This is a genomic window from Mucilaginibacter sediminis (assembly GCF_051903035.1).
Taxonomy (GTDB): domain Bacteria; phylum Bacteroidota; class Bacteroidia; order Sphingobacteriales; family Sphingobacteriaceae; genus Mucilaginibacter.
Window position 1 is genome coordinate 2,610,550 of record NZ_CP170602.1, and the last position, 22,843, is coordinate 2,633,392.

The 22,843-nt window shown below is 46.0% G+C and carries 13 protein-coding genes; all 13 read right to left on the bottom strand.

All coding sequences use genetic code 11. The annotated features are described in order from the left end of the window. Positions 1 to 551: 551 nt before the first annotated feature. The 13 genes from ACFGVS_RS10190 to ACFGVS_RS10250 all read right to left on the bottom strand — a co-directional run bounded on the left by ACFGVS_RS10190 (position 552) and on the right by ACFGVS_RS10250 (position 22,812). Positions 552 to 2,834 carry a GH92 family glycosyl hydrolase gene (locus ACFGVS_RS10190; protein WP_439698524.1) on the bottom strand — a complete coding sequence of 761 codons (2,283 nt, stop codon included), beginning with the start codon at positions 2,832 to 2,834 and terminating at the stop codon, positions 552 to 554. A gap of 103 nt (positions 2,835 to 2,937) precedes the next feature. After that, the gene (locus tag ACFGVS_RS10195; protein WP_439698525.1) at positions 2,938 to 3,600 is read right to left on the bottom strand and encodes an SGNH/GDSL hydrolase family protein; all 663 of its coding nucleotides are present in this window, start codon (positions 3,598 to 3,600) and stop codon (positions 2,938 to 2,940) included. A gap of 623 nt (positions 3,601 to 4,223) precedes the next feature. Continuing rightward, positions 4,224 to 5,420, bottom strand: a complete 1,197-nt coding sequence (locus ACFGVS_RS10200; RefSeq protein WP_439698526.1) for a DUF4185 domain-containing protein — start codon at positions 5,418 to 5,420, stop codon at positions 4,224 to 4,226. Between the two features lie 29 nt (positions 5,421 to 5,449). Next, positions 5,450 to 6,613, bottom strand: coding sequence for a prolipoprotein diacylglyceryl transferase (locus ACFGVS_RS10205; protein WP_439698527.1), 1,164 nt, complete (start codon positions 6,611 to 6,613; stop codon positions 5,450 to 5,452). Between the two features lie 420 nt (positions 6,614 to 7,033). After that, positions 7,034 to 10,153 carry a SusC/RagA family TonB-linked outer membrane protein gene (locus ACFGVS_RS10210; protein ID WP_274212543.1) on the bottom strand — a complete coding sequence of 1,040 codons (3,120 nt, stop codon included), beginning with the start codon at positions 10,151 to 10,153 and terminating at the stop codon, positions 7,034 to 7,036. Positions 10,154 to 10,189: 36 nt separating this feature from the next. Next, positions 10,190 to 11,899 carry a RagB/SusD family nutrient uptake outer membrane protein gene (locus tag ACFGVS_RS10215; protein WP_439698528.1) on the bottom strand — a complete coding sequence of 570 codons (1,710 nt, stop codon included), beginning with the start codon at positions 11,897 to 11,899 and terminating at the stop codon, positions 10,190 to 10,192. 27 nt (positions 11,900 to 11,926) lie between these two features. After that, entirely contained in the window at positions 11,927 to 15,022 is a 3,096-nt protein-coding gene (locus ACFGVS_RS10220; RefSeq protein ID WP_439698529.1) for a SusC/RagA family TonB-linked outer membrane protein, read from the bottom strand. 108 nt (positions 15,023 to 15,130) lie between these two features. Further along, positions 15,131 to 16,132, bottom strand: coding sequence for a DUF4961 domain-containing protein (locus ACFGVS_RS10225; protein ID WP_439698530.1), 1,002 nt, complete (start codon positions 16,130 to 16,132; stop codon positions 15,131 to 15,133). A gap of 34 nt (positions 16,133 to 16,166) precedes the next feature. Further along, the gene (locus tag ACFGVS_RS10230; protein ID WP_225976409.1) at positions 16,167 to 16,610 is read right to left on the bottom strand and encodes a DUF5004 domain-containing protein; all 444 of its coding nucleotides are present in this window, start codon (positions 16,608 to 16,610) and stop codon (positions 16,167 to 16,169) included. 24 nt (positions 16,611 to 16,634) lie between these two features. Continuing rightward, entirely contained in the window at positions 16,635 to 18,386 is a 1,752-nt protein-coding gene (locus ACFGVS_RS10235) for a RagB/SusD family nutrient uptake outer membrane protein (protein WP_439698531.1), read from the bottom strand. A 310-nt stretch (positions 18,387 to 18,696) separates the two neighbouring features. Then, on the bottom strand, positions 18,697 to 19,518 hold the full coding sequence (locus ACFGVS_RS10240) for an alpha/beta hydrolase (RefSeq protein ID WP_439698532.1): 822 nt from the start codon (positions 19,516 to 19,518) through the stop codon (positions 18,697 to 18,699). 27 nt (positions 19,519 to 19,545) lie between these two features. Next, complete coding sequence (locus ACFGVS_RS10245; protein ID WP_439698533.1) at positions 19,546 to 20,931, bottom strand: SGNH/GDSL hydrolase family protein; 1,386 nt, start codon at positions 20,929 to 20,931, stop codon at positions 19,546 to 19,548. 183 nt (positions 20,932 to 21,114) lie between these two features. Next, complete coding sequence (locus ACFGVS_RS10250) at positions 21,115 to 22,812, bottom strand: RICIN domain-containing protein (RefSeq protein ID WP_439698534.1); 1,698 nt, start codon at positions 22,810 to 22,812, stop codon at positions 21,115 to 21,117. Positions 22,813 to 22,843 lie beyond the last annotated feature (31 nt).

Here is a 22,843-nt window from a genome sequence, read left to right on the forward strand (position 1 = left end):
CTGCCCATCACATGTTTAATATTTACATAAAAATTGGCTTTGAACGCTCGCTAAGACTCACCCGGTCCCGATGCATCGAGGGCCACCCTCTCTTCGGCTTCGCCGGAAAGAGGGGCTTGAAAATTCATTACCTGGTTCGTCCCTTTTCGCGAACTTTTCTATCGGTGATGCACAACTGATAGATCCTTTGTTCCTGCCCATGACATGTTTGATATTTAAATAAACATTGGCTTTGAACGCTCGCTAAGACTCACCCGGCGAGGCTGCGCCCGCCACCCTCTCTTGGGCTTCGCCGGAAAGAGGGGTTTGAAAATTCATTACCTGGTTCGTCCCTTTTCAATTGTTATATCCAGCGTTCAAGCCCCTCTTTCCACCGCAGGTGAAGGGAGAGGGTGGTCGGGCGTAGCCTCGACCGGGTGAGTCTTCGTCGCCAATCGATATACGTCAGGGCGAACAAGCATGGCGTAAAATAGATCCTTCACTGCGTTCAGGATGACAGATATTTTTAAAAGATGTCATGGGTAAACACGAAATAATTACGTCCATTTTATTTAGTTTGATGTACTTTTTGACAGTGAAAATGGCTTATCCTCAGCAGCCAACCCACGATTCATGTTAGGCTTATCCCCCATTTCAAAACGGAGGATGCCGCCGGCCATAATATCGCCGTGTTTAATAAAATTGTGCGTATAGGGCTTGCCGTTGAGCGTCGCCGATTGGATGTACACGTTTTGCTTGCTGTTGTTATTGGCCTCGATGATGAACTTTTTACCGTCTTCCAGCGTGATTGTCATTTTTTTGAAGGCCGGGCTGCCAATTACATACTCATCGGTGCCGGGGCAAACGCTGTAAATACCCGCCGCGCTTAGCACATACCATGACGACATCTGGCCTTCATCCTCATCGCCGGGGTAGCCGTTTTCGCCGGCGTTGTACATTTTATCCATTACCTCGCGTAAATGCTGCTGTGCTTTCCAGGGCTGGCCGGCATAGTTATATAGGTATAACAGGTGATGAATAGGCTCGTTACCCTGAGCGTACTGGCCCATTTTAAAGGCAGCCATTTCGGTCATCTCGTGAATTACCTGGCCGTAGCCTCCAACTTTAATGGTACCCGGCTCGGTAAATACGGAATCGATCTTATCAGTAAAATTTTTATTGCCACCCATCAGGTTAATCAAACCCTGCACATCCTGGAAAACCGACCAGGTCCAATGCCAGGCGTTACCCTCTGTATAGGGGCCGCCCCAGTCCATCGGGTCAAAGGGTTCAATCCAGTTGCCTTTGGCATCTTTGGCCCGCATGAAGCGTGTTTTGGGGTCGAACAGGTTTTTGTAGTTGTACATCTGCCTGCCAAACACATTTTCATAGTAGGTATTACCTGTTTGTTTGGCCAACTGGTAACCGCAAAAATCGTCATAAGCAAACTCCAAAGTCCAGGCGGTTGAACCTAAGGTTTGAGGCGTGAAAGGCACATACCCATCGGCAAAATATTCCTTCCAGCCGGGCCTGCCGTTTGCGCTGCCCCATGGACCTTTGTTGGTAGCCTCGTGGTAGTAAGCGGCCAGTGCCTGCTTTGGATCAAACGTATGGATACCCTTAACCCAGGCATCCGTTAACAAGGAAATAGAATGGTTGCCCAGCATCCCCCCTGTTTCGGCCGGGAACGACCAGGCCGGCAGCCAGCCGCATTGTTGCTGGGCATCTAACAGGGCCTGCACATACTGCCCCTGCATTTTAGGATGAATAATGGTGTTCAGCGGAAACTGCGCCCTAAAGGTATCCCAAAAGCCATTATCGGTATACATATACCCGTCATGCGTTTTACCATCGTACGGACTGTAATAATAAGGCTTACCATCTTTACCGTACTCAAAAAACTGGTGCGAGAAAAGGTTGGCATGGTATAAACAGCTATAGAAGGTGGCCTTATCATCCCCGGTAGCGCCTTCAATTTTCATGCGGCCAAGCAGCGTGTTCCAAACCGCATCTGCCGCTTTGCGGGTATCGTCGAAGTTTTTGTATTTACCCAATTCGGTTTGCTGGGTAAGTTCGGCCTGTTCTGGGCTGAGATAGCTCGACGCTACTTTGGCCTGCACGGTTTCGCCGTCTTTAAATTTAAGGTAAGCGCCAACGCCATCACCTTCGGCAGTTAAGTTTTTGGGCGATAGCTGGTCTTTTTTATTTTCCCAGGTACCATAAGCAGCAAAGGGTTTATCAAAGGTGATCACAAAATAATTTTTAAAACCCTGCGGCGCCCAACGGCAATTGTTAACCCAGCCTATAATCTTACGTTCGCCTGGGATTATCTTTACCATGCTCATTTTGGTGTAGCCATCCAGCACCAGGTAAGCCCCCTGCCCACTGGGGAAGCTGAAGCGTAAATGCGCACCGCGCTCGGTAGGCGTCATTTCGGTGGTGATATTGTTATCCAGCTTTACTTTGTAGTAGCTGGGCTGGGCAGTTTCGTTTTCGTGCTTAAAGTTTGCTGCTCTTTTATCCTCATTAACCACCAGATTGCCGGTTACAGGCATTAGCGAAAACACGGCATAATCATTAACCCATGAACTGCATTGGTGTGATTGCTGGAAACCACGGATGGTATGCTCAAAATACTGGTACTTCCAGCCGTCGCCGTTTTTACCGGTTTGGGCCGTCCAGGTGTTCATGCCGAAGGGTAGCGCGGTGGCCGGGTAGGTGTTACCGTAGCTAAACTCGTATTTGGTGTTGGTACCCTGCCGGGTGTTTACGTATTTAACCAGGTTATCGTTTTGCGCAAACAGCGCACTGGCCCATAAAAGCGCCGGAACGCATGTAAGTAACCGTATTTTCATTTGGCGTATATAATGTGGTTTATGCCGGTGATGGATATCGGCATCTGATAAGCAAATATAATTAATAAATCGATTTAGCAAAAGATTAATTAAAAACCTTATTCTATTTGAATAAGGTTTTATAAAATATATCTGCCACAAATTTATTGCCCTCATCGTTCAGGTGCACACCATCTTTGGTCAGGATGCCTTCGCCTTTGTTGGTGGGGTTATTTTTAACGTTATATTCATGAAACAGGGTGCGGAAATCAAAAAGGTCGCAATTATTTTGTTTGGCCAGGTCGCGGATGATGTTGGAGTATTTGTTCAGGTCGCCATCAAGTTCGTTGCTGTAATCGGTTTTCTCGCCCACACTGGCTGGGGTGCATATAAGCACTTTGATGTTTTTTGCCTGCAGTTTTTTGATGAGCGCGGTATAAAAGCGGCCAAACTTATCCCAATCGGTACCGGTACCAAACATGCGCTTGTGCCATACATCGTTCACCCCTACCCAAATCACCACCACATCGGGATTTTTGGTTAATACATCATCTTCATAGCGGAGGTACAAATCATATATTTTATTCCCGCCAATGCCTGCCCCGGCAACTTCATAATCCTGCTCCTTTTTTTCGGCTTTAAGGCGTTGCTGAATCAGCGTGATAAAGCCGTTGGGCTGCACCGCATACTCGGTAATAGAATCACCAAAGAACACCACTTTGGTTGGCTTTTTAGTTTGAAAACTGCACAGCATGATCATGCCGGCAAACAATAAGATTTTTTTCATTTGGGTTAGCTAAATTGATTTAGCGAATATATAATTTTGAGTTGCAAGTAGCAAGAATGAAAGTTGTTTTGTTTAATTTTTATCACGGATAGAAATACGATTTCCGTCCCCGCGGGGTCTCTCCAATGCTATTAAGTTAAGGAATTGACAGGTTGCTCCATCGGAGCAAAGCATTTGTAGTAACTTGTAATTTAACATTTTTGCGTGCCGTAGGTACGCCACATAAGTTCCGTACCTACGGCACGGAGCATTATTTTTCTATTTTTATCTACAAATGTTATGCCCCTACGGGGCTGAAAACGCTTAACTTAATTGCATCGGAGAAACCTAAGGCGACAGTAAAACATGGTTAACACATGTCAACCATGTTTTTTACTTAACTCACTGACTACAAGATATTTAAGTTAAAATAAATCAAAATTATGTTAACCTTTGTTAACCCTGATTGCACGCTCCGGCCATCTTAATAATATTCCGTCCCCGCGGGGTCTCTCAACGAGGACCCTGCGGTGTACACGTCCAGTCCGAAACTTAAAGCCGCGTTTGTGCGAGGTGATCGGGGACCTCAGGGTCCTCTACGAGAGACCCCGAGGGGACAGTAAAATCTTGATACTTGATACTAACTACTTGCTACTAATCTTCATCCTGATAAACCTTGGCCTGTATAGGTTAGGTTTCTTCATCAAATCGGGGATAAAATCAACAGAGTTAATGTTATAGCTAATCAGCAGTTCGCCGGGGGCGGATAGGCTTGGGTGTGCTTTGGCATTGTAAACTACAAAGGTTTTCTCTTCCAGGTCGGGTTTGCAATCCCATAGCTTTATTACCGGGCCAAAGGGACCGTAGGGTGTCGCCCCTATCCGCATCCCCACATTGGTGCTCATCCCTCCTACCTGGAAAATGAGGGCATAACGGCCATCAGGCAGCGCGGTAAGGCTTAGCTCATTGGATACGCTATTGGTAACATCGGCTACCTTGTTCATATCTTTTATCCAGTTGGCGCCATCGTAAAAAGTCCAACTGTCAAACTTTTCAAAATCCTTGGGCAAAACGCGGGCCACCATCAAATTTTTGCCTATGCCGCGCACCCCGTAAACGTAAATGTAACCGTCGGGTTTAGGTGCGCCGGCTTTTGTGGTATTCACATAAATACCGGCCCCGAACGACCCGATATCGCCTTTTGTATCCGTGAGGTAAAAGGGCGTATCCATTTGCTTAAGATCTTTGTACGGCGGCTGCGATCCGGCCGGAATTTTTATCAGCGTGTTACCAACCTCCCTAAACCCGAAGGCGCCGGTGCCCACATTCCGCACCCTGTAACCAAAAATATAAATGGCATTATTCAATTCCTGGTTTACAAAGCCATCGCCAAGCCAATAGTAATCCCCGGCAGCGGTTTGGGCAGTGTGTGGAATGAACAAGGATTCGGCAGCGCCTGCTTTATCAGTATCCCAGGCAAACTTCATTTCGGCATCGGCAGGCTGATTGCCATGGAGTACGGCCACCGAATTATGGATCATTTTAAAGCCCGGCACCATTGTGCCGTTTTCTATTTTGCCAATCATCGAATCGCTGAAAATAAACAGGATTTTATCGCCGGCTTTCGCCTGCTTGTTTTCCACTCCGTTTAACGGGATAGTATAAATCCCGTCGCCTCCAAACCAGCCGGTTTCGCGCTTTAACAGGCTGCTCCACTCGGGGGCCGCCTCGACAGTGAAATTAATATCGGTAAGATTTACCTTTTTACCATCGGTTTGTGCTATGGTATGCAGATTTGCTGCAATGCAAAAAAACAAGGTGATGACTGCAAATTTTCTCATAGAGTAATTCAATTAATAGGGTTTACAACCTACGTTACGGGTTGTAGCTTCCCCGTTTTTTTAGTTTTTATAATTAAACATACAAAGCCAACCAGGCCGCCAACTACCATTAATAAACCAATATAGCCGGCCTGGGTAAAGTTCATCCCAAAAATTTGATATTTGGGGTTAATGCGGATCAGTTCGATCAAAAACCTTTCGCCGCCGTTGAGCATAAGGTATAAAAAAAACATGAAACCAGGTATGATAATCTTATTCCTGAACACCCACATCAGCGTAAAAAACAGCAGGCAAATAGTAGCCTCGTAAAAAGGTGTGGGGTACACGCCATGTAACAGTTGGTTGCAATAATTGCCGGCGCAATCTGGTATTGGAAGGCCCGCGTTAATGGCATTGTGCGGATAGGTGAACGACCACATCCAACCCGGTATTAAACCTGGCTTAGGATGGTCATTGATAATACCCCAGTCGCCATCGCCGGCAAGCTGGCAACCTATACGGCCAATGCCATAAGCCAACATCATGCCCGGCGAACCGATATCGGCCAAATGCACCAGCTTCATCCCTTTTTTATGGCAGATGTACAGGTAAGTTAAAGCGCCAAATATCAGTCCCCCGTAGTAAGAAAAACCGCGGACGTTGAATAAAGTACCCATGGGGTCGTACCTGAAATTACTCCAGTGTTCTACCGTGTCAAACAGCTTGGCGCCGATAAAGCCAAAAAATCCTACCGAAAAAACAATGAGCTCCATCAGTTGGTAAGGATGAACCGTTTGCACTTCGGCCTTAGGCTGTTCCAACTCCTTTTCCTTCCTATCCGCATAAACCCATAAACCAAACACAGCACCAGCGAGTATGGCCATTACCAGGTTGCCTTTAAGTGACAACAGGTAGCCTTGTGGATTGGCGCTGAACACCGTATAGTTAAACATGGCCCCAAAGGCTTTGAAGCCTAATAAAAAGCCGAGAATGGAGTTGATACTGATTTCGGCAGCAGATGCCTTTTCTCCAACCACTACGTTACGGGTAAACGCTTTAATTTTACCTAAGGCTTCGTACCGCTTAAACTCCGAGCTAAATACAATATACGAGAACAAAAAGGACAATGCCACAAACAAGCCCAGCGTTTGAACAGGAAACGTAAAATTAATGCCGAACAGGTAATAAATGAGGTGGCCTATAGTTGGAAACATTGCACTAATTTAATTATTAAATGATTCCATAAGCAAACATTATATCATTGGTAATAGTAAATTCTGAAGGAAATTACATTCAAAAATAAAAGCTGTCATGCTGAGGAACGAAGCAATCTATTCGCGAACCTTTCTATCGGTCATGCTCTGCTTATAGATCCTTCGTACCTTAGTATGACAGGGAAGGTGAATATAATGGCAGCGGATTGAACGCTGGCTAAGACTCACCCGGCGAGGCTTCGCCCGCCACCCTCTCTTCGGCTTCGCCGGAAAGAGGGGCTTGAAAATTTATCACTTATTTTTTATATAATATATTGATATTGAACGTTCAAGACCCTCTTTCCACCGCAGGTGAAGAGAGGGTGGTCGGGCGTAGCCTCGACCGGGTGAGTCTTCGCCGACATGGCTTTCCCCTCATTATTAAAACCCGGCCTGGATACCAATATTAAGCACCCGTTGGTTAATGTATGCATCGCCTGCGGTATTGGTGGCTACTTCAGGATCCTGTTGGTATTTTTTAAAGTTTGTCCATGTAAACAGGTTGTATGCGCTTAAGTAAATACGGGCATTATTAATTTTAAATGGCAGCAATTTGGTAGGCAGCTGGTAACCCACATCAATTGTTTTTAAGCGGATATAATGCGCATTGATAAGCCAGTAATCCGAGAAATAAGATGTAGGGCTGTTAACCGATGTAGGGTTGGTGGTTAATCTTGGGAAATTGGCGGTGCCTGCGGTTGCCGGTGTCCAGCGTTCCTGGTGGATGGGCTGAAACTGGCTCTGGAACGGCTCGATACCGGTGCCCAGCACCGCGAAGCTATAGTTAAACGAACCGGCAAACAGTGCACTGATGCTGAATCCTTTGTATACGGCCTGCAGCGACAAGCCCAGCGAGGTATTAGGCAAATTAGGATTGCCAATTGCGCGTTTATCAAATACATTAATGATGCCATCACCGTTCAAATCCTGGTAACGCAGGTCGCCGGGTTGCAGTGGCAAGCCGTTATCGGGCACGGCTATAGGGTTACCCGCGTTTGATCCGCCGTGAGCAGCCTGGTAAGCGTTAATAGCCGATATATCATTAGCCGTGTAATAACCCAGGTAATGGTAGCCAAACTGCTGCCCTATCGGTTTGCCGGTTGAAGCCAGCCACGGATAGGCAGGCGATGCCTCATCCTGGAACAGGATTTTGTTTTTGGCGTATGAAAATACCAGGCCCACATTGTATTGTACTTTTCCTAAGGTGCTGTGGTATGATATCTGCCCGTCGAAACCCTGGTTGCGGGTTTTACCGATGTTTACCGCAGGCAAGGCCACACCAATAATTTCGGGTACACTGCCCGGAACAATCAGTTGATCGTAACGGATATCGTGGAAAAAGTCGATAGTGGCCGAGATCTTATCGTTAAACAAGTTCATGTCCAAACCTACGTCGGTTTTTTTGGCACGCTCCCAAACTACATTGGGGTTGCTCAGGGCATCTTCATAAATGGTGCCGTAGCCCTGCGGGTTTTCGTTAAAATAATAGCCACCGCCCTGTTTATAAACCTGGTTGTACACGTAGCGGTTACCTGGTGCAGCATCTGAGCCAACAAGGCCATAGCTTCCCCTTATTTTAAACAGGCTGAACACCGGGAACTTTTCAGTAAAAAACTTCTCTTTCACCAGGTTATATCCTACGCTTATCGCCGGGAAATATCCAAACCGGTGATTGGCAGCAAACCTATCGGTACCGTTGTAAGCAATATTAAACTCCAACAGGTATTTCTGCTTATAATCGTACCCTAACTTACCGGATATCCCCTGGAATTTTTGCGGAACCGCAACCAGCGAGGCATCCAGCAGCGACTGCGCATTGTAAGTTTGTGATGTTTGATTAAACAACAACAAGCCGGTTACATGGTGCGAGTTGCTAAAATTATGATCGTAATTGGCATATAGCTGTACATCGTAGTTGTTGCTGTTGATATCCGTGTTACCGGTAAGCGCGTAGGGTGTATACACATAAGTAGCACCGGGCCTTAAGGCATATTGATTGGTTGTTGGATCAAAGTGATAAGCCGGGATACCGCCATTAAAAATCTGTTTGGTAAACTGCTCAATGCTGGAGTAAGCAACCCGGCCGGTTAATGATAAGCCTTCGGTTAACGCATCCAGTTTCTGGGTAGCGCCAAACAGGAAGTTAAAGTCGGTACGGCGCGAGTGCTGGTAGCCGCCGGTTGCCAGCCTGGCATTCAGCGTTGGCAAATGCTCGGGGTTAAACGGCGAGTAAGCATAAGAGTACGAACCATTGGGGTTGATGTAGGGTGCGGTAAATGGCGTCTCCTTGGTAAAATTATATATCTCGCCCACGGCGTTTTCATTATAAGGCTGATTTAAGTCAGAAAAACGGGTAGTTACATCCAAACGAAGGTCTAACGTTTTATTGGCTTTTAAATCGAGATTGGAGCGGAAGTTATACCTGTTGAAATAATAGTTGGTGTTTACCAAACTTTGCGGATCGGCAAAGTCACGCACCAATCCATTTTGTTTCAGGATACCGCCTGAGATAAAATACTTGAGCGCGTTGTTACCGCCCGATATATCCAGGTTGGTATTGGCCTGGTAGGTATTTTTCTTGAATATCTTGTTATACCAGTCAACATCCGGGTGCCCGTAAGGATCGTCGCCGGCCTTAAAATGGTCAATATCTGCCTGCGTGAATGGCTTGTTGAGCCCATCGTTACCGTAGGCTTCGTTGATTAACACTGCCGAGTTGTATGAATTTAAAAAGGTTGGCGTTTTGGTTGGCGCCTGCAAGCCGGTCTCGACTCTTAAATTAACTTTGGGCGCACCGCTTTTACCGCGACGGGTAGTTACTACCAATACACCATTGGCACCCTTAATACCGTAAATAGCCGTGGTTGAGGCATCTTTTAATATCGATATACTTTCAATTTCGTTTACGTTGATCTGCTGTAGCTGGTCGTAACTGTACTGAATATCATCAACAATAATTAGCGGCTGGTTACCTGCGGGGTTTAATGAACTTACACCACGGATATAAAAGTCAGATGCATCCTTACCAGGCTGGCCCGATGCCTGCTGCGAGAAAAAGCCCGGCAATTTGCCGGTTAAAGCATTCTGCACGTTGGCCGTTGGCACAGTACGTATATCAGCCGCCGAAATGGAACTTACAGCGCCTGTATTGGTAGGCCTTGATCTTTTGCCATACCCTACTACTGCAACCTCATCTAAACCGTTGCTGTTGGTTTGCAGGATAATATCGGCTGTGTTGCCATCCTTAAACGTATAGGTTTGCGGTATATAACCTATGAATTTAACAATGATGGCGTTTGACTGCCCTTTAAGTGTAAGGCTAAATTTACCGTTGCCATTGGTAATTACCCCGTTGGTTGGCAATCCTTTTTCAACCACTGATGCGCCCGGCAAAGCGCCGGTAAGGTCGCGCACGGTACCGGTTACGGTTTTGTTTTGCGCAAATACCACCACCGGGAGCATGGCTATTATTATTTGAAAGAAAAGTATGAATTTTCTCATAACTGCTTAATTAATTTGGTTAAATTGATTGAAGGATTACCATCCGGGATTTTGTTTCATATTCGGGTTCTTTAACACTTCATCGTAGGGTATAGGGTACAGGTACATAGCCGGCTGGCTAAATTTGGTGTCAAGCGCTGTAACTATATTGTAGGTTAAGCTCGATCCTATTTTATTGATAGACATCCCTTTCAATGGCTGGTTCATAACCACATTGGCTGTTTTCCAGCGGCGGATATCCCAGTAGCGGCTCTCTTCAAAGGCAAATTCTATCCGGCGTTCGTTGTGGATGGCATCGCGCATCTCATCTTTGGTCATACCGGCTTTTAAACCGTATAAGCCATTGCTGCCTGCTGCTATGCCTGCCCGCTTGCGAATACTGATCATGTCGTTATAAACATCGCTGGTAGCGCCGTTCACTTCGTTTTCAGCCTCGGCATGCCCTAATATCACATCGGCATAGCGTATCACCAGCCAATCGGCGTTGTGGCCCTGGAAACTGTTCGCATTTTCTTCATTGCCCATAAATTTGCGCATGTAGTAGCCGGTTTTAGTTTGCTGCAGGCTGGTATTTGGCTTGCTTTGACCGCCCTCATACAGCTGCAGATCGCTGTTAAGCCAGCGGGCGCCATTATAAAACACGGTATAAGTAAGGCGCGGATCGCGGTTAGCGTATGGGTTATTGCTGTCGTAGCCAGATGCCGGGTCGGTAATAGCCAGGCCGTTACTCATCGGGAAAGCATCTACCAGTTGCTGGCTTGGGCTGGTTTGGCCTTTGGCAGCCGCGCCCGGGAAACCTATCGGCGCATTGGCTGTTTCAATCCCGTTATCAGAACCCGTTTGCCTTATCAGGATCATTTCGCCGTTATTCTGGTTCAAAAACACACCCTTAAAATCGTTCGGTAACGAGTATGCGCCCAGGTTCATAACATCCTTTGCCGCCGCCGATGCCGCTGCCCAGCGGGCCAAACTATTATCGGTATAACCCGTAAGCGGGTTTGCAGCATCAATGTTACCGCCGTTAAATAAGGGGCTTGCGGCGTATAACAACACCCTTGCTTTTAAAGCCAGCGCCGCGCCCTTGGTTACCCTGTGCGCATCGGCATTCGGGTTATCAACCGGGGCGGTTAGTAATGTATCTTTAATGGCATCACACTCGCTTGCAATGTATTTAATGCAATCGGCAAATGAGTTACGGGGTAACGATACATTATCGCTTATGGTAAATACTTTATCGCCAAGCAATGGCACACCACCGTAGCGTTTTACCAGTTCAAAGTAAAACAGTGCCCTTAAAAAACGGGCCTCGCTTTTCCAAACATACTTTTGCGAGTAGCCTTTGTATTTAGCCATCACCGGCACTACGCCAATGTTATTCACAAAAATATTGGCCTTGCGGATGCCTGCATAATAGTAGGCCCAAAGGTTTTCATCGGCAGGAATGGTGTAGGAGTTGTATGCGGCTGTACCCAAAATGGTTACCTGGTTTGTTGGCCCCGATGCTGATGACATAGCATCGTCAGATGCGGCATCCAGGTAATCGCCGCCTACACGGTTATGACCGCTTTTCATTACCGGGTAAATGCCATACAAAAATTCCTGCGCGCTACTGCCTAAGGAATCCTTAGGATCAAACACATATTGAATGCCTACCTTATCAACCGGAAATTGCTCATATTTTTTACAGCCTGCCAGTATTACCAAAATGAGTACGACCGCTATGTGTATATTTTTAATTCTCTTCATGATCATAATTTTAATGTTGGCCAATAATTAAAGCTTAATGTTTATACCTGCATTAAACACGCGCTGTATGGGGTACGCCAAACCGTACACTTCCGGATCCACGCCCTTGTAGCCGTAAAATGTGTATAGGTTTTCGCCATTGGCAAATACCCTGATGCCCGATAACCTTAGTTTGCGTGCCCACTCCAGCGGCAGGCTGTAGCCTACTTCGGCATTTTTAAGCCTCATGTAATTTGCCGACCGGATGTACAGTGTTGATAGCAAACCATTGTTAACATTGCCGGTTGATGATAAGCGCGGCAGGGTAGCTATATCAGCTGTTTCTGGTGTCCACCTTCCGGTTAGGGCGTCATAGCCCTGGCCCTGGTAAATGTTGCCAAACTGACCAAGGCCGGCAAAGCCGTTTACCAGGTTGTTGTTGTAAATAATCTGGTGGTTGGTAACGCCCTGCATAATTACGCTTACACTGAAACCTTTATAGTTAACACCAAATGATAAGCCGTAATAAATTAAAGGTTTGGTATTGGCTATGGCCGATTGATCAAACTGGTTAATCACGTGGTCGCCGTTAAGGTCTTTGTATTTCACATCTCCGGCCTGTGGCGTGTAGCCAACTGTGGTGGCGCTGGTGGCTGCATCCTGTGCGTTTTTAAAGAAACCCAAAGCAGTATAGCCAAATATTACATCGTTTGATAAGCCGGTGCGCCTTAACCATGGATACGGCGCGGGCTCTTCATCGCTGAATACATTGGTTGATGTTTGGCGCGTTGCATTAGCTGTAATAAAGTAATTTAAATTACCGGCATGGTCCTGGTAGGTTAAGGTAAGCTCGGTACCTTTATACAACTTCACCCCAATGTTCTCGGCCGAGTAGGTGGTTCCTAACAAGGCTATGCTATTGCCGCGGGTTTGTAACAGGTCATAGTACCTGTCGTGAAAGTAATCGGCAGTAATTTTAAAGTGATCTTTAAACAGGGATATATCGGTACCAATATCCAGTTTTTTGGCGTTTTCCCAACGGATGTAAGGGTTAGCCAGGGTATTTTCATTATAGCTTTGAATTACGCTGCGGGCAGTACCCAATGTATAAGGATAGCCGATTGACGTACCATATGTTTGCAAAAAGTTGTAGTAACCAAAATTATCAACATTGGCATTGCCGGTTTTGCCATAAGTGGCGCGCCATTTCCATGAACTTATCCAGCTAATATCTTTTATAAAACGCTCCTGCCCCATTTGCCAGCCTAAGCCAACGGCGTAAAACATACCATACTGGTTACCGGGCGGGTACCTATTGTAGCCGCTGCTGTTGGCCGATGCTTCAATAAAATATTTTCCATCGTAGTTGTAGCCCAGTTTGGCTGCCCTGTTGGTGGTAACACCAGATAAGTCATAGTTTAATACAACCGACCGGGTATCATACAACAACATGCTGCTTACGGTGCCTTTTCCAAACTGCCTCTCGTAATTTAAAGCAGCCTGCGCAAAAGAATAACGGGCGCTTGATACCGTGGCAAAGCCGTTTGATTGCGATATTGGTGTACCTACAGCCGAGTACGAACTATCCTTGTTAAGCAAATAGGTATTGTTTTGCAACGACCGGTTTACCAGACCCTGCGATTCAAATGCCAGGTTTCCCTTTAGTTTTACGGAGAGGCCTTTTGTTACGCTGCTTAAATCGTAATTAAGATCGAGGTTGGCCATTACATCGTTACTGTTGGTGCGCTGGTAGCCCGAAAACTGCGATTGCGACAACAGGTTATTGGTAAACAACGTAGTACCGCCGAATGATCCGTTAGGGTTATAAACCGGGTAGGCGTTGTTTGGCGTATTGTACAGTGTATTCAGGATGCCCGAGTAGCCTGTGCCCGGCTGGGTAGCCTGTTGAATACGGCCAAACAATTGCAAATCAACCGTAAACTTTTTGGTAACGTTTACGCTCAGATCGGAATTGATAATGTAACGGCTAAGTTCGTTATTGGTATTATAAGTTGCAGCCGGCGAGGTTTTAAACATGCCCTGCTGATCCATATAGTTTAATGAAACACTGTACTGCGCCACGCTGCTGCCGCCGTTAACATTCAGCTTGTAGCTGCTTATTGGCGAACTGTTGCGTAGCAAGGTGTTAAACCAGTTTACATCCGGGTGATGAGCAGGATCGGTATGGTTGCGATAGGCGTTAAAGTCATCGGCGCTGTAAATGGTTGGCTTACCGTCGTTTTGCAGCGCCTCGTTATATAAATAAGCATACTGGTAGGCCGGCAACGGTTTCGGCAGATCAAGAGGGTGCTGCGAACCTGCTTCGGCCGTAAACGAAATGCGGGGCGCCCCAGCCTGGCCATGTTTGGTAGTGATCAGTAAAACACCGCGCGAGCTGTTGATACCCAGCAATATATTTGATAATGCATCCTTTAAAACCGATACCGATTCGATACTTTCCGGATCGATGGAAGAGATTTCGCGCTGTACCCCATCTATGATGGTTATTGGCGTTTGTCCGCGCAGCGATAAACCTATTTCGGTATTATCATTTGCCGAGTAGTTGTTGTGCTGCACCACGTTGCCAATAAAATCGGCCACGGTCTGTGTACTGGTTTGCGGGCTGGCAAAGCCACTGTACTGCTGCGTATACAAGCCCGGCAGCTGCCCCGGCAATGCATGGGTATACAACGATGCCGGTGTGGTTGTAAGCTGATTGGTATAAATGGAAGCAACCGATCCCAGGTTTGCAGCTGCCTTTTTGGTGCCGTATAACACGTTTATCGTTTCGGGCGCTTTTAAATAGGTATCAAGCAATTTTATGGTGACTGGGCTTTTACTGCTGATCTTTACCTCGCTGGTGTAATAGTTAAGCATCGTAAATACCAGCTTATCGCCGCTGACAGCGTTAATCTCGAAGCGACCGTCTTTATCAGTAAAGCTGGCATCGGTTTTACCTTTTACCATTACCTTAACCCCGTTTAAAGGGTTGGCATATTCATCAAGTACAACCCCGCTTACCCAACCAGGATGGGTACTACCCCTGCCTGTGGTATCCTGCATAGCTGCGTACCCGGTTTTTACCAGCATAAGCATCAATATGACGAAACCTGTAAAGCATTTCTTTAAGTAGCAATAAGCCATAGTATAAGATTTAAATTGTTGGCAATAATTAAATATCGTTTTAGCAGCTACCTCAACCTGTGATTTTAAAAACAAGGTTAATTCAGCATCCTTTTGTATTATAATTGGTTACGAGCACTTAAAAGTGTAAACAAACGGCGCCAGTGTGTTGCCATAGCCAACTTTTGCAGTGCCTGTTTTATCGGTAATGAAGTACTCTATTTTTGTGATAGTTTGCGCGGCCGTAGTATTAAAAAACGACTTGGGCCAAAACGTTAACTGGTACTTTTTACTGTTTGGCACCGCTTGTATCATTTTGGTTTTATCCGTTTGCTCGCAAACGCTGATGGTTTTGCCATCACTGGTATAGGCGGTAGCGCACAGGTAAGTTTCGGTAGCGTTGTTTAGCGGCGTGTTAACAACCGTACCATCAAAGGTTAGCGTAATGATGTCGTTATCTAACGATTTTGGCGGGTTAACTGTGGTAAGCTGCGGATTACAAAAATCAATCAAATCGCCGGTGCCGCCGGTAACTTCAAAGCAGGGTGTTACTACTTCGCTGTAATAAGTTCCAAACTGATCGCTGGTAAAGCCGTGGCCGGTATCGGTAATGGTGTAGCCCAATTTTACCAGGTAGTTGTTATTATCGGCAGCAACCTTTGTTTTAATGGTGATATCGCCCTTAAATTCAAGCCCGCCGCTGTGTGAATATGCTTTATCTGACTGATAAGCCACCCATTCCATATCGTCAATAAGGTTACCGCCAATCTGGAAAGTTTTTTTCATGTAGGCTGTCCAGGTTAGGCCGTTTCCGTTCTTGCCTAAGGTTCCTTCGGGTATCAGCGTCATGTTGCCGCTGCCCTGCGCGCCGGAGTAGGTTACAACGGTATTTTGGGCCGCTTTCCATCCCTTGGGTACCAAAAAGCCAAACACCAGGTAATCGGGGCCGCCATCTGCCGCCGTTGGTATAGATAGGTGAACGGTTACAGTCATTGTAGACCCCGCTGTTGCAGTTGCAGGCTGGTCAACGCTGGTTATCACCTCGCCGCAGCAGGCCAGTACAATAGCCAGTGCAGTTAAAGCGCAAAACTTCCATAAACCTTTACCTTTTATATGTAAATATGATCTCATAAAATCTGTTGTATTAGTATGTTATGGTTTATGGTTAGTTAACTTTTTGCAGTACGTATACATAGCTGTTATTTGGGCAGCCCGGGCTAAAAGTGATGCTCAACTGCCTTTTACCATTCACAATAGGATAATTAAATGGTGTTGATACAGCGGTGCCCCCGGTTGCAGTAAACGTTATTTTAAACGGGTATTCCGGATCGTCGAGCGAAAATTTGCCGTTGGCGTTTACCAAAAAAGGCAGCGGGTTTTCAATGGTGTAGCCGCCATCTTTAAAGTTTACCCTGAATTTGGTAAAATCGATAAGGGTGGTAAGCTCGGTTCCGTTGCGTGTTGCCCTGATCACCTGCCAGCTGCCTGTGATATCTTTTATAGATTCTTTTACCGGCAATACCTTTTCGGCTTTGCATGATGCCATCAAAATAGCCGCTATCGCTACCAGCAAAAAGCCGCACTGTTGCATTATATTATTCTTTTTCATTTGCTTTTTATCTTATAATGGTGATCAATACCCCGGATTTTGTAACATCTCAGGCGATTTGGCCACCTCCGTTTGCGGGAAAGGCCACAGGTACATAGCCGTGCGGAAGTTGCGCTTGCGCACCGGGAAGGTTTTATAAGTAACCGATGCGTTATTGCGGTCAACCTCCATACCGTAGGTTTGAATATTGTCGGTCTGGTCGGCTATTTTCCAGCGGCGCACATCCCAAAAGCGGTGCTCCTCAAACGCCAGCTCAATACGGCGTTCGTTCTGAATGGCTTTACGCATATCGGCCTGGCTTAACCCGGTTGGCAATTGGTAAGGGCTTAACCCTGCCCGCTGGCGGATAGCCTCGACAGCCTGGTAAACCTGTGTGGTCGGGCCTTCGTATTCGTTGGCGGCCTCGGCGTAGTTCAACAGAATTTCGGCATAGCGTATTAATGGCCAGCATCTTTTGGTTGGATGTGTAAAATCCTGCGATACGGCATCCGGATCGAGCATTTTGTTGGTGTAATAGCCTGTACGGGTGCCCACATTAACCGCATCGGGACCTGTTGATTGTCCATTATAGGTACCGGTAAAAATATTAATAGGCGATTTGCCCGACGACAGCCTGTTTTGGATAAGCGTTTGATCGCGGATAACCGTGTAATCTAAACGCGGATCGCGGTTGGCATAAGGGTTTTGCGGATCGTAGCCGGATGTTGGGTCGGTGATGGCTTTGCCCGTGTTCATCGGGAATGCATCAACCAAACCTTGCAAAGGCAGGGCGCCATTTTTGCCCGTACGTGATGGTGGCTGCCACAGGCTCTCAAAATCGGCATTGTTGCCGCGCATCAGCTCAAAAATATATTCGGTATTAAGCGGCAAGGTAAACAGGTGCTGAAAGCCATAGCCTGGTGCGGTCGCATTATCCACATTGAGTTTATAGGCTCCGGTACCAATTACAGCAATCGCGGCATCTTCGGCCAGTTTCCAGCGTTCTTTATCGTAAGTGGCATAGCCCACCAGCTCTTTTGTAGCGCCATCACCTATCGATTGCCCATTAAATAACGGACTTGCAGCATACAGCAAAACCCTTGATTTTAAGGCAAGGCAAGCCCCCTTTGAAGCGCGGCCATAGTTTAAGCCGCTTTGAACGGTTGGCAACTCCAGCGCGGCGGTATCGCAATCGGCCAAAATATAGTTTACCGTTTCGGCGTAGGTATTCCGTTTTGCGGGAATGGCATCTGTATAGTTATAAATCTTATCGTTAACTATATGCACCCCGCCGTAGTGTTTTAATAATATAGCGTAGTACCAGGCCCTTAAAAAATGGGCCTCGGCACGCATCTGGGTTTTGGTAAAATTATTTATAGGCGACTTTGGCAAATTGGCCAGCAGCTGGTTTACCGCGCGGATGTTAGTGTAGCTGTTTTTATAAGCATCATCGGTAACTACAGCCGCGTTGATAGTACCTGATTCAAAAGCTAAAGCGGTAGAACCGGCTGATGTGTAAACCTCGGCTTCGTCCGAAGCAGCATCAAGCCCGCCGTTGGTTGTGGGCGATAAAATAGGCCCGTATAAAAAGCGGCCGGGGTTAAAGCTGAACCCTACATTACTGTAGATATTTGACAAAAACGCCACCGTATTGGCGCTATCGGCAAACACCGTGCTTTGGGTTAAGTTTGATGTAGTGGTTTGCCCCAGGAAACCATCCTTTTTACAGGATGACATGCCCCAAAGCGCAAGCCCGAACATCGAAAAAGTAAGAACCTTGAAGTAAATTTTTTTCATATTACAGGTTTATTTACAATAGCATATTTTAACACTACAAGTCCATTTAAATTAAATCAAAAAATCGATTTAGCTAAATTTGGCAGCTTTACGCAGATTGCCCTAAAAAAAAGTATATTGGTATTAGTTGGTTTATAACAGATGGTTAATCTGACTGCTAATTTAAATCATAAAAACGATTTAGCAAATTTTTCGAACACTTTTTTTTAATTTATTTTGTTTGCACTAAAAGCCGCTAAAAATTAGAAAAGTGGTTAAAAACCGGGCTAAAAATTATAAGCCCGGTAATTAAATTTTGCAACACTATCCCCTACCTTATTTTGTTAAAGTAGCGGCTAAAAAACAGCGCCTGGTAAACAACCGAGTTGCTCCAAAATTCCCAGGTATGCGCTCCCGGCCTTACCGTAAAATCATGCGGAATCTTACGCGATAAAAGCTCATTATGAAAAGCAACATTCGCCGGGTATAAAAAGTCATCATAACCGCAATCAAACGTAATAAGCAGCGAGTTTGGTTTTAACAGGTATATCATATTGATAACGCTGTTTTTTTCCCACCGTTCGGGGTATTGGCTGTATTTTCCCAACACCTGTTCAATACCAAACGCATCCGAAAAGGGCCTGATATCCAGCGCGCCGCTCATGCTGCCTGCCGCGCCAAAAGTATCCTGGTGCTTAAATGCAATGTACATGGCGCCGTGCCCGCCCATACTTAAGCCGGTAATGGCCCTCCCGCTCCTATCGGCAATTGTAGCGTAATGTTTATCAACCCAGTTCACCAGTTCGGTTCCAACATAAGTTTCGTATTGCCAGTCCTTGTTCATAGGACTATCAAAATACCAACCTGCAAAATTGCCATCGGGGCATACTATCATCATTTGATACTCATCGGCCAGTTTGGTAATGGCGGGTACTTTTAAAATCCAATCGCTGTAATTGCCGCTAAAGCCATGCAACAGGTACAGCACCGGGAACTTTTTGCCGGCCTGGTAACCGGCAGGCTTTATTACTACCGCCTTAATATCCTGGCGCATGGCGTTACTGTGCGTTAAAACGGTATCTACTGTAGCTGCATCAACCTTTATAAAGCTTATAAAAAAAGCTATAAGGGCTATTATTGTTCTTTTATTCATATGGGTATAGGTAATTTCCGGTTATGGTTATTTGGCAGCTATAATGGTAATGCGGTGATTTTTGGGTTTGTTAATGGCATAAATCTGGTCGGTTAATACATCCGTTTCTTTTTGCCAGGCATCGCGCAGGCTTTTGTAGCGGGCGCGGCTGTAGTTATCTTTATTGCCATTCACAAAAATGTCTTTTACAGCGTATTTTTTTACGGTATCCATAGCGGCGTTGCTATCGTTGTGCAGCAAACCTTTGCCCTTTAAAAAATCATACTGCATCCAAACATACATTCTTGTGCGGCGCTCAATATCCCAACGCTCTTCGTTCAGTTCGCGAACCTGGATGGCCTGCTGGTATTGGGGAGTTGTGGTAATTTCGGCCATGTTAACGCCATCGGCCAGTTGCTGGGCCGACCAGCTGCCTATCTGCTCGCCGTCAATCATCACCTTGTAATCGCCGTCCTTAAGGCCTTTAACGCTCAACAATTCCTGGTTAAACTCTTTGGTGAACGGAACTACTTTTAGGGCATCTGCCTGCTTTTTACGATTGCCCCAGCCACGCGGAATGGTATCAATAGGATAAGGCAGCGAATTGGCCAGGTAATTAAACGCAACCGAATCTGCACCGGCTGTTATATTACTGATGCGGCAGTTTACAGCCTTTAACACTTTTTTGTTTTGGGCATTGATGCTTAAATCGGCAACATACTGATTATCCAGCCCCTGGGCTTTCAAAAACAGGTAGGCCATTACCAGGTGTCCATCGTTATCGGGGTGCACCCTATCGTTAGGCGTAAGGCTAAAAGTGGAATCCTTTGCCTGTTCGCGCTGGTTGATGGCTGCCATAGGGTGATAAAAATCTACATAACCGTAGCCGTTTCTTTTAGCCGCCTCCTGCTGAAAATCGATAATTTTTGAAAACGCTATACTTTTTTTAGGGTAGATATTTTTGGTGGTGAACTTAGAAGTTTCATCGTATGGAGAACCCAAAATAAAGATCTTTTTAATAGACGGCAATTGTTTCAGCTTATCCTCCAGCATGCCGTAATATTTATAGCTCCCCTGGATCCTTTTATCCATCACATCCTTTGCATCGGCACGGTACCACTCAAAATAGCCGCTATCATTCATGCCCCAGGTAAGGGTTAAAACGTTAGGCTTTTTATCAAGCACATCATCATCAAACCTGTCATAAATCTGGCCTATAACATCGCCGCCAATACCCGCGTTAAAACAAGTTATCCGCGCGTTGGGGTAATGGGTCATGTAATACAGCCATATGTACGAGTGGTAATGTCCGCCATCGGTAATGCTGTTGCCCACAAATGCCACCCTGTCACCCGCCTTAAAAGGGGCAATTTTTTGCGCGCTGGCCCAAATGGAAAGGCTAATGCCGGCTAATAGTAAAAATGTTCTCTTCATTGTATGTTAATTCAAGTTATTTTGTTCGTTACCGCCTCAATAATGGGCATTTCGAGCGATTTGAGAAACCTTATAAAACCTGCATCCAAACCTTGCATATCTTCTTTGCATATTGTATAAGATTTCTCTTTCGCCCCTTCGCTCATTCCTGCCCTGCTCTTTCGAAATGACAATCTTACCCACCTACAATCCCACCAGCGAATATGGTATCCTTACCCCTTTCACCTGGTAATAATTGGGGTCCTGGTTATTATTAAAACAGGTTTGGGTTGAGCAGCTGCCACCATCGGCATTATAATTTAAGCAATAGGTAACCAAAAGCTCATTATGCCCATTATTAAACTCGGGATGTATTGCCGGCGTGTAATATTTAGCCAGGTGCCCGTTGTACATATCATTAATGGTAAATACCAATTGCGGCGCAGTAAACGGCCCCTTTGGACTGCTTGCTGTAGATATATAAATATTGTGGTTGCCCGGATCGCAGAAGTAACCCAGATCCATTTGCATCATTACATATTTGCCGTTCACTTTTGATATGATTACGTTTTGCTGCGTTGTATTGCCCGAACCAACCGTAATTGCAGCTGTTGATGCAGATTGCAGGCTGCCCGACCAGCCTGTGCCCGTCCAGAATGTCCAGCTGGTTGGGTTGCTCACCGCAAACCGCGCCAGGAATACATTTGATGAATTAAAATAAACACTTTTACTGCCATATACATAAACCGAATCTCCCGCCGGATTTTTCACCATCCCGTTGGAAAAACCGACATCAGTTTGGCCCGACATACCATTTGGCGTAAGCCTTGTTGCCGCACCCCAGTTTAAACCAGCCGTGTTTTGGTTAATGGAGTACACGGCCTGGTTTGCAGGGGTCGATCCGTTTGCAGATTCATAAGTATACAACAAAACCTTGCTGCCTGCCTCAATCCCAATGCCCGGCCAGCGATAAGTACTGTTATGGTCGCCGGGGCTTTCAATAATCTCCAGGTTGCTAATGGGCGAATTTGTAGTAGTTATATTCGGCGTTAATGATTGATCCCAGCTATGACTTGCCGGCTGTAATAAAGCCGAATTATGGTATTTAAAAAACTGGCAATACAACTGCCCGTTTGATTGCAGCTGATCGGCCGCGTACGCATCCTCGGTTATCCAAAGTACCTTGCCGCTATTGGCGCCATAGGTAAGGGCAATACTTTTACCTTCATCAAAAGCAACGGTGCCGTTTGCCCGGTGAAAAAAGTTTACCACATCATCATCCCGATATGATTCGGCAGTGATGCTGTTTAACACCCATTGCTGGGAGGTGTTGCCAGATACAAAAGGCTCCTGCGTTATGGCGGTGCCATTACTGGTGGAAGCGCCTTCGTTGGTTACCGCCAGGCCGTTGCCTACGTTAATAATCTTGTACACATTGGTGCCTACCGATTGGATATACCATTGCTGCGCGTTGTTAGTATTGGCTTTATCCTGCCATAAGCCTACGCCCGGCGTGGTAGATGCCAGGGGTACCTCAAGATATTTACCGCTGGCAACATTCATGAGTTTAAATTTGGTGCTGCTGGTAATAGCGCCGGTACCTTGCTGAATAATGTACCATTTTTGATTAGGGTTTGTTGCAGTACCGCTGCCAAAATACTGGTATTGCTGGGCGGCGTTACCATCATTTAACATTCCCACGCCATTTATTTCGATGATTTTACTGCTGGATACATTACTGATATAAAAAGTGCCATATGCGGATACAGGCGATCCGGACAACGGAATTTTGGCACCTCCGGGATTAGTTACAGGGGGCTCGGGTTTAGCCGATTTTTCGCGCTTGCAGGCAGCAACTAAAGTGGTGCCGGCAATAAGCAGGGTAAATAATTTGGTTTTCATAATTTGGTTTTGATTAATTGATAGATATATA

What these genes read in the sequence shown, in the direction of transcription:
- ACFGVS_RS10215 (WP_439698528.1), bottom strand. Translation starts at nt 11,899, where the DNA reads ATGAAGAGAATTAAAAATATACACATAGCGGTCGTACTCATTTTGGTA.
- ACFGVS_RS10240 (WP_439698532.1), bottom strand. Translation starts at nt 19,518, where the DNA reads ATGAATAAAAGAACAATAATAGCCCTTATAGCTTTTTTTATAAGCTTT.
- ACFGVS_RS10250 (WP_439698534.1), bottom strand. Translation starts at nt 22,812, where the DNA reads ATGAAAACCAAATTATTTACCCTGCTTATTGCCGGCACCACTTTAGTT.
- ACFGVS_RS10200 (WP_439698526.1), bottom strand. Translation starts at nt 5,420, where the DNA reads ATGAGAAAATTTGCAGTCATCACCTTGTTTTTTTGCATTGCAGCAAAT.
- ACFGVS_RS10205 (WP_439698527.1), bottom strand. Translation starts at nt 6,613, where the DNA reads ATGTTTCCAACTATAGGCCACCTCATTTATTACCTGTTCGGCATTAAT.
- ACFGVS_RS10225 (WP_439698530.1), bottom strand. Translation starts at nt 16,132, where the DNA reads ATGAGATCATATTTACATATAAAAGGTAAAGGTTTATGGAAGTTTTGC.
- ACFGVS_RS10245 (WP_439698533.1), bottom strand. Translation starts at nt 20,931, where the DNA reads ATGAAGAGAACATTTTTACTATTAGCCGGCATTAGCCTTTCCATTTGG.
- ACFGVS_RS10210 (WP_274212543.1), bottom strand. Translation starts at nt 10,153, where the DNA reads ATGAGAAAATTCATACTTTTCTTTCAAATAATAATAGCCATGCTCCCG.
- ACFGVS_RS10195 (WP_439698525.1), bottom strand. Translation starts at nt 3,600, where the DNA reads ATGAAAAAAATCTTATTGTTTGCCGGCATGATCATGCTGTGCAGTTTT.
- ACFGVS_RS10230 (WP_225976409.1), bottom strand. Translation starts at nt 16,610, where the DNA reads ATGAAAAAGAATAATATAATGCAACAGTGCGGCTTTTTGCTGGTAGCG.
- ACFGVS_RS10190 (WP_439698524.1), bottom strand. Translation starts at nt 2,834, where the DNA reads ATGAAAATACGGTTACTTACATGCGTTCCGGCGCTTTTATGGGCCAGT.
- ACFGVS_RS10235 (WP_439698531.1), bottom strand. Translation starts at nt 18,386, where the DNA reads ATGAAAAAAATTTACTTCAAGGTTCTTACTTTTTCGATGTTCGGGCTT.
- ACFGVS_RS10220 (WP_439698529.1), bottom strand. Translation starts at nt 15,022, where the DNA reads ATGGCTTATTGCTACTTAAAGAAATGCTTTACAGGTTTCGTCATATTG.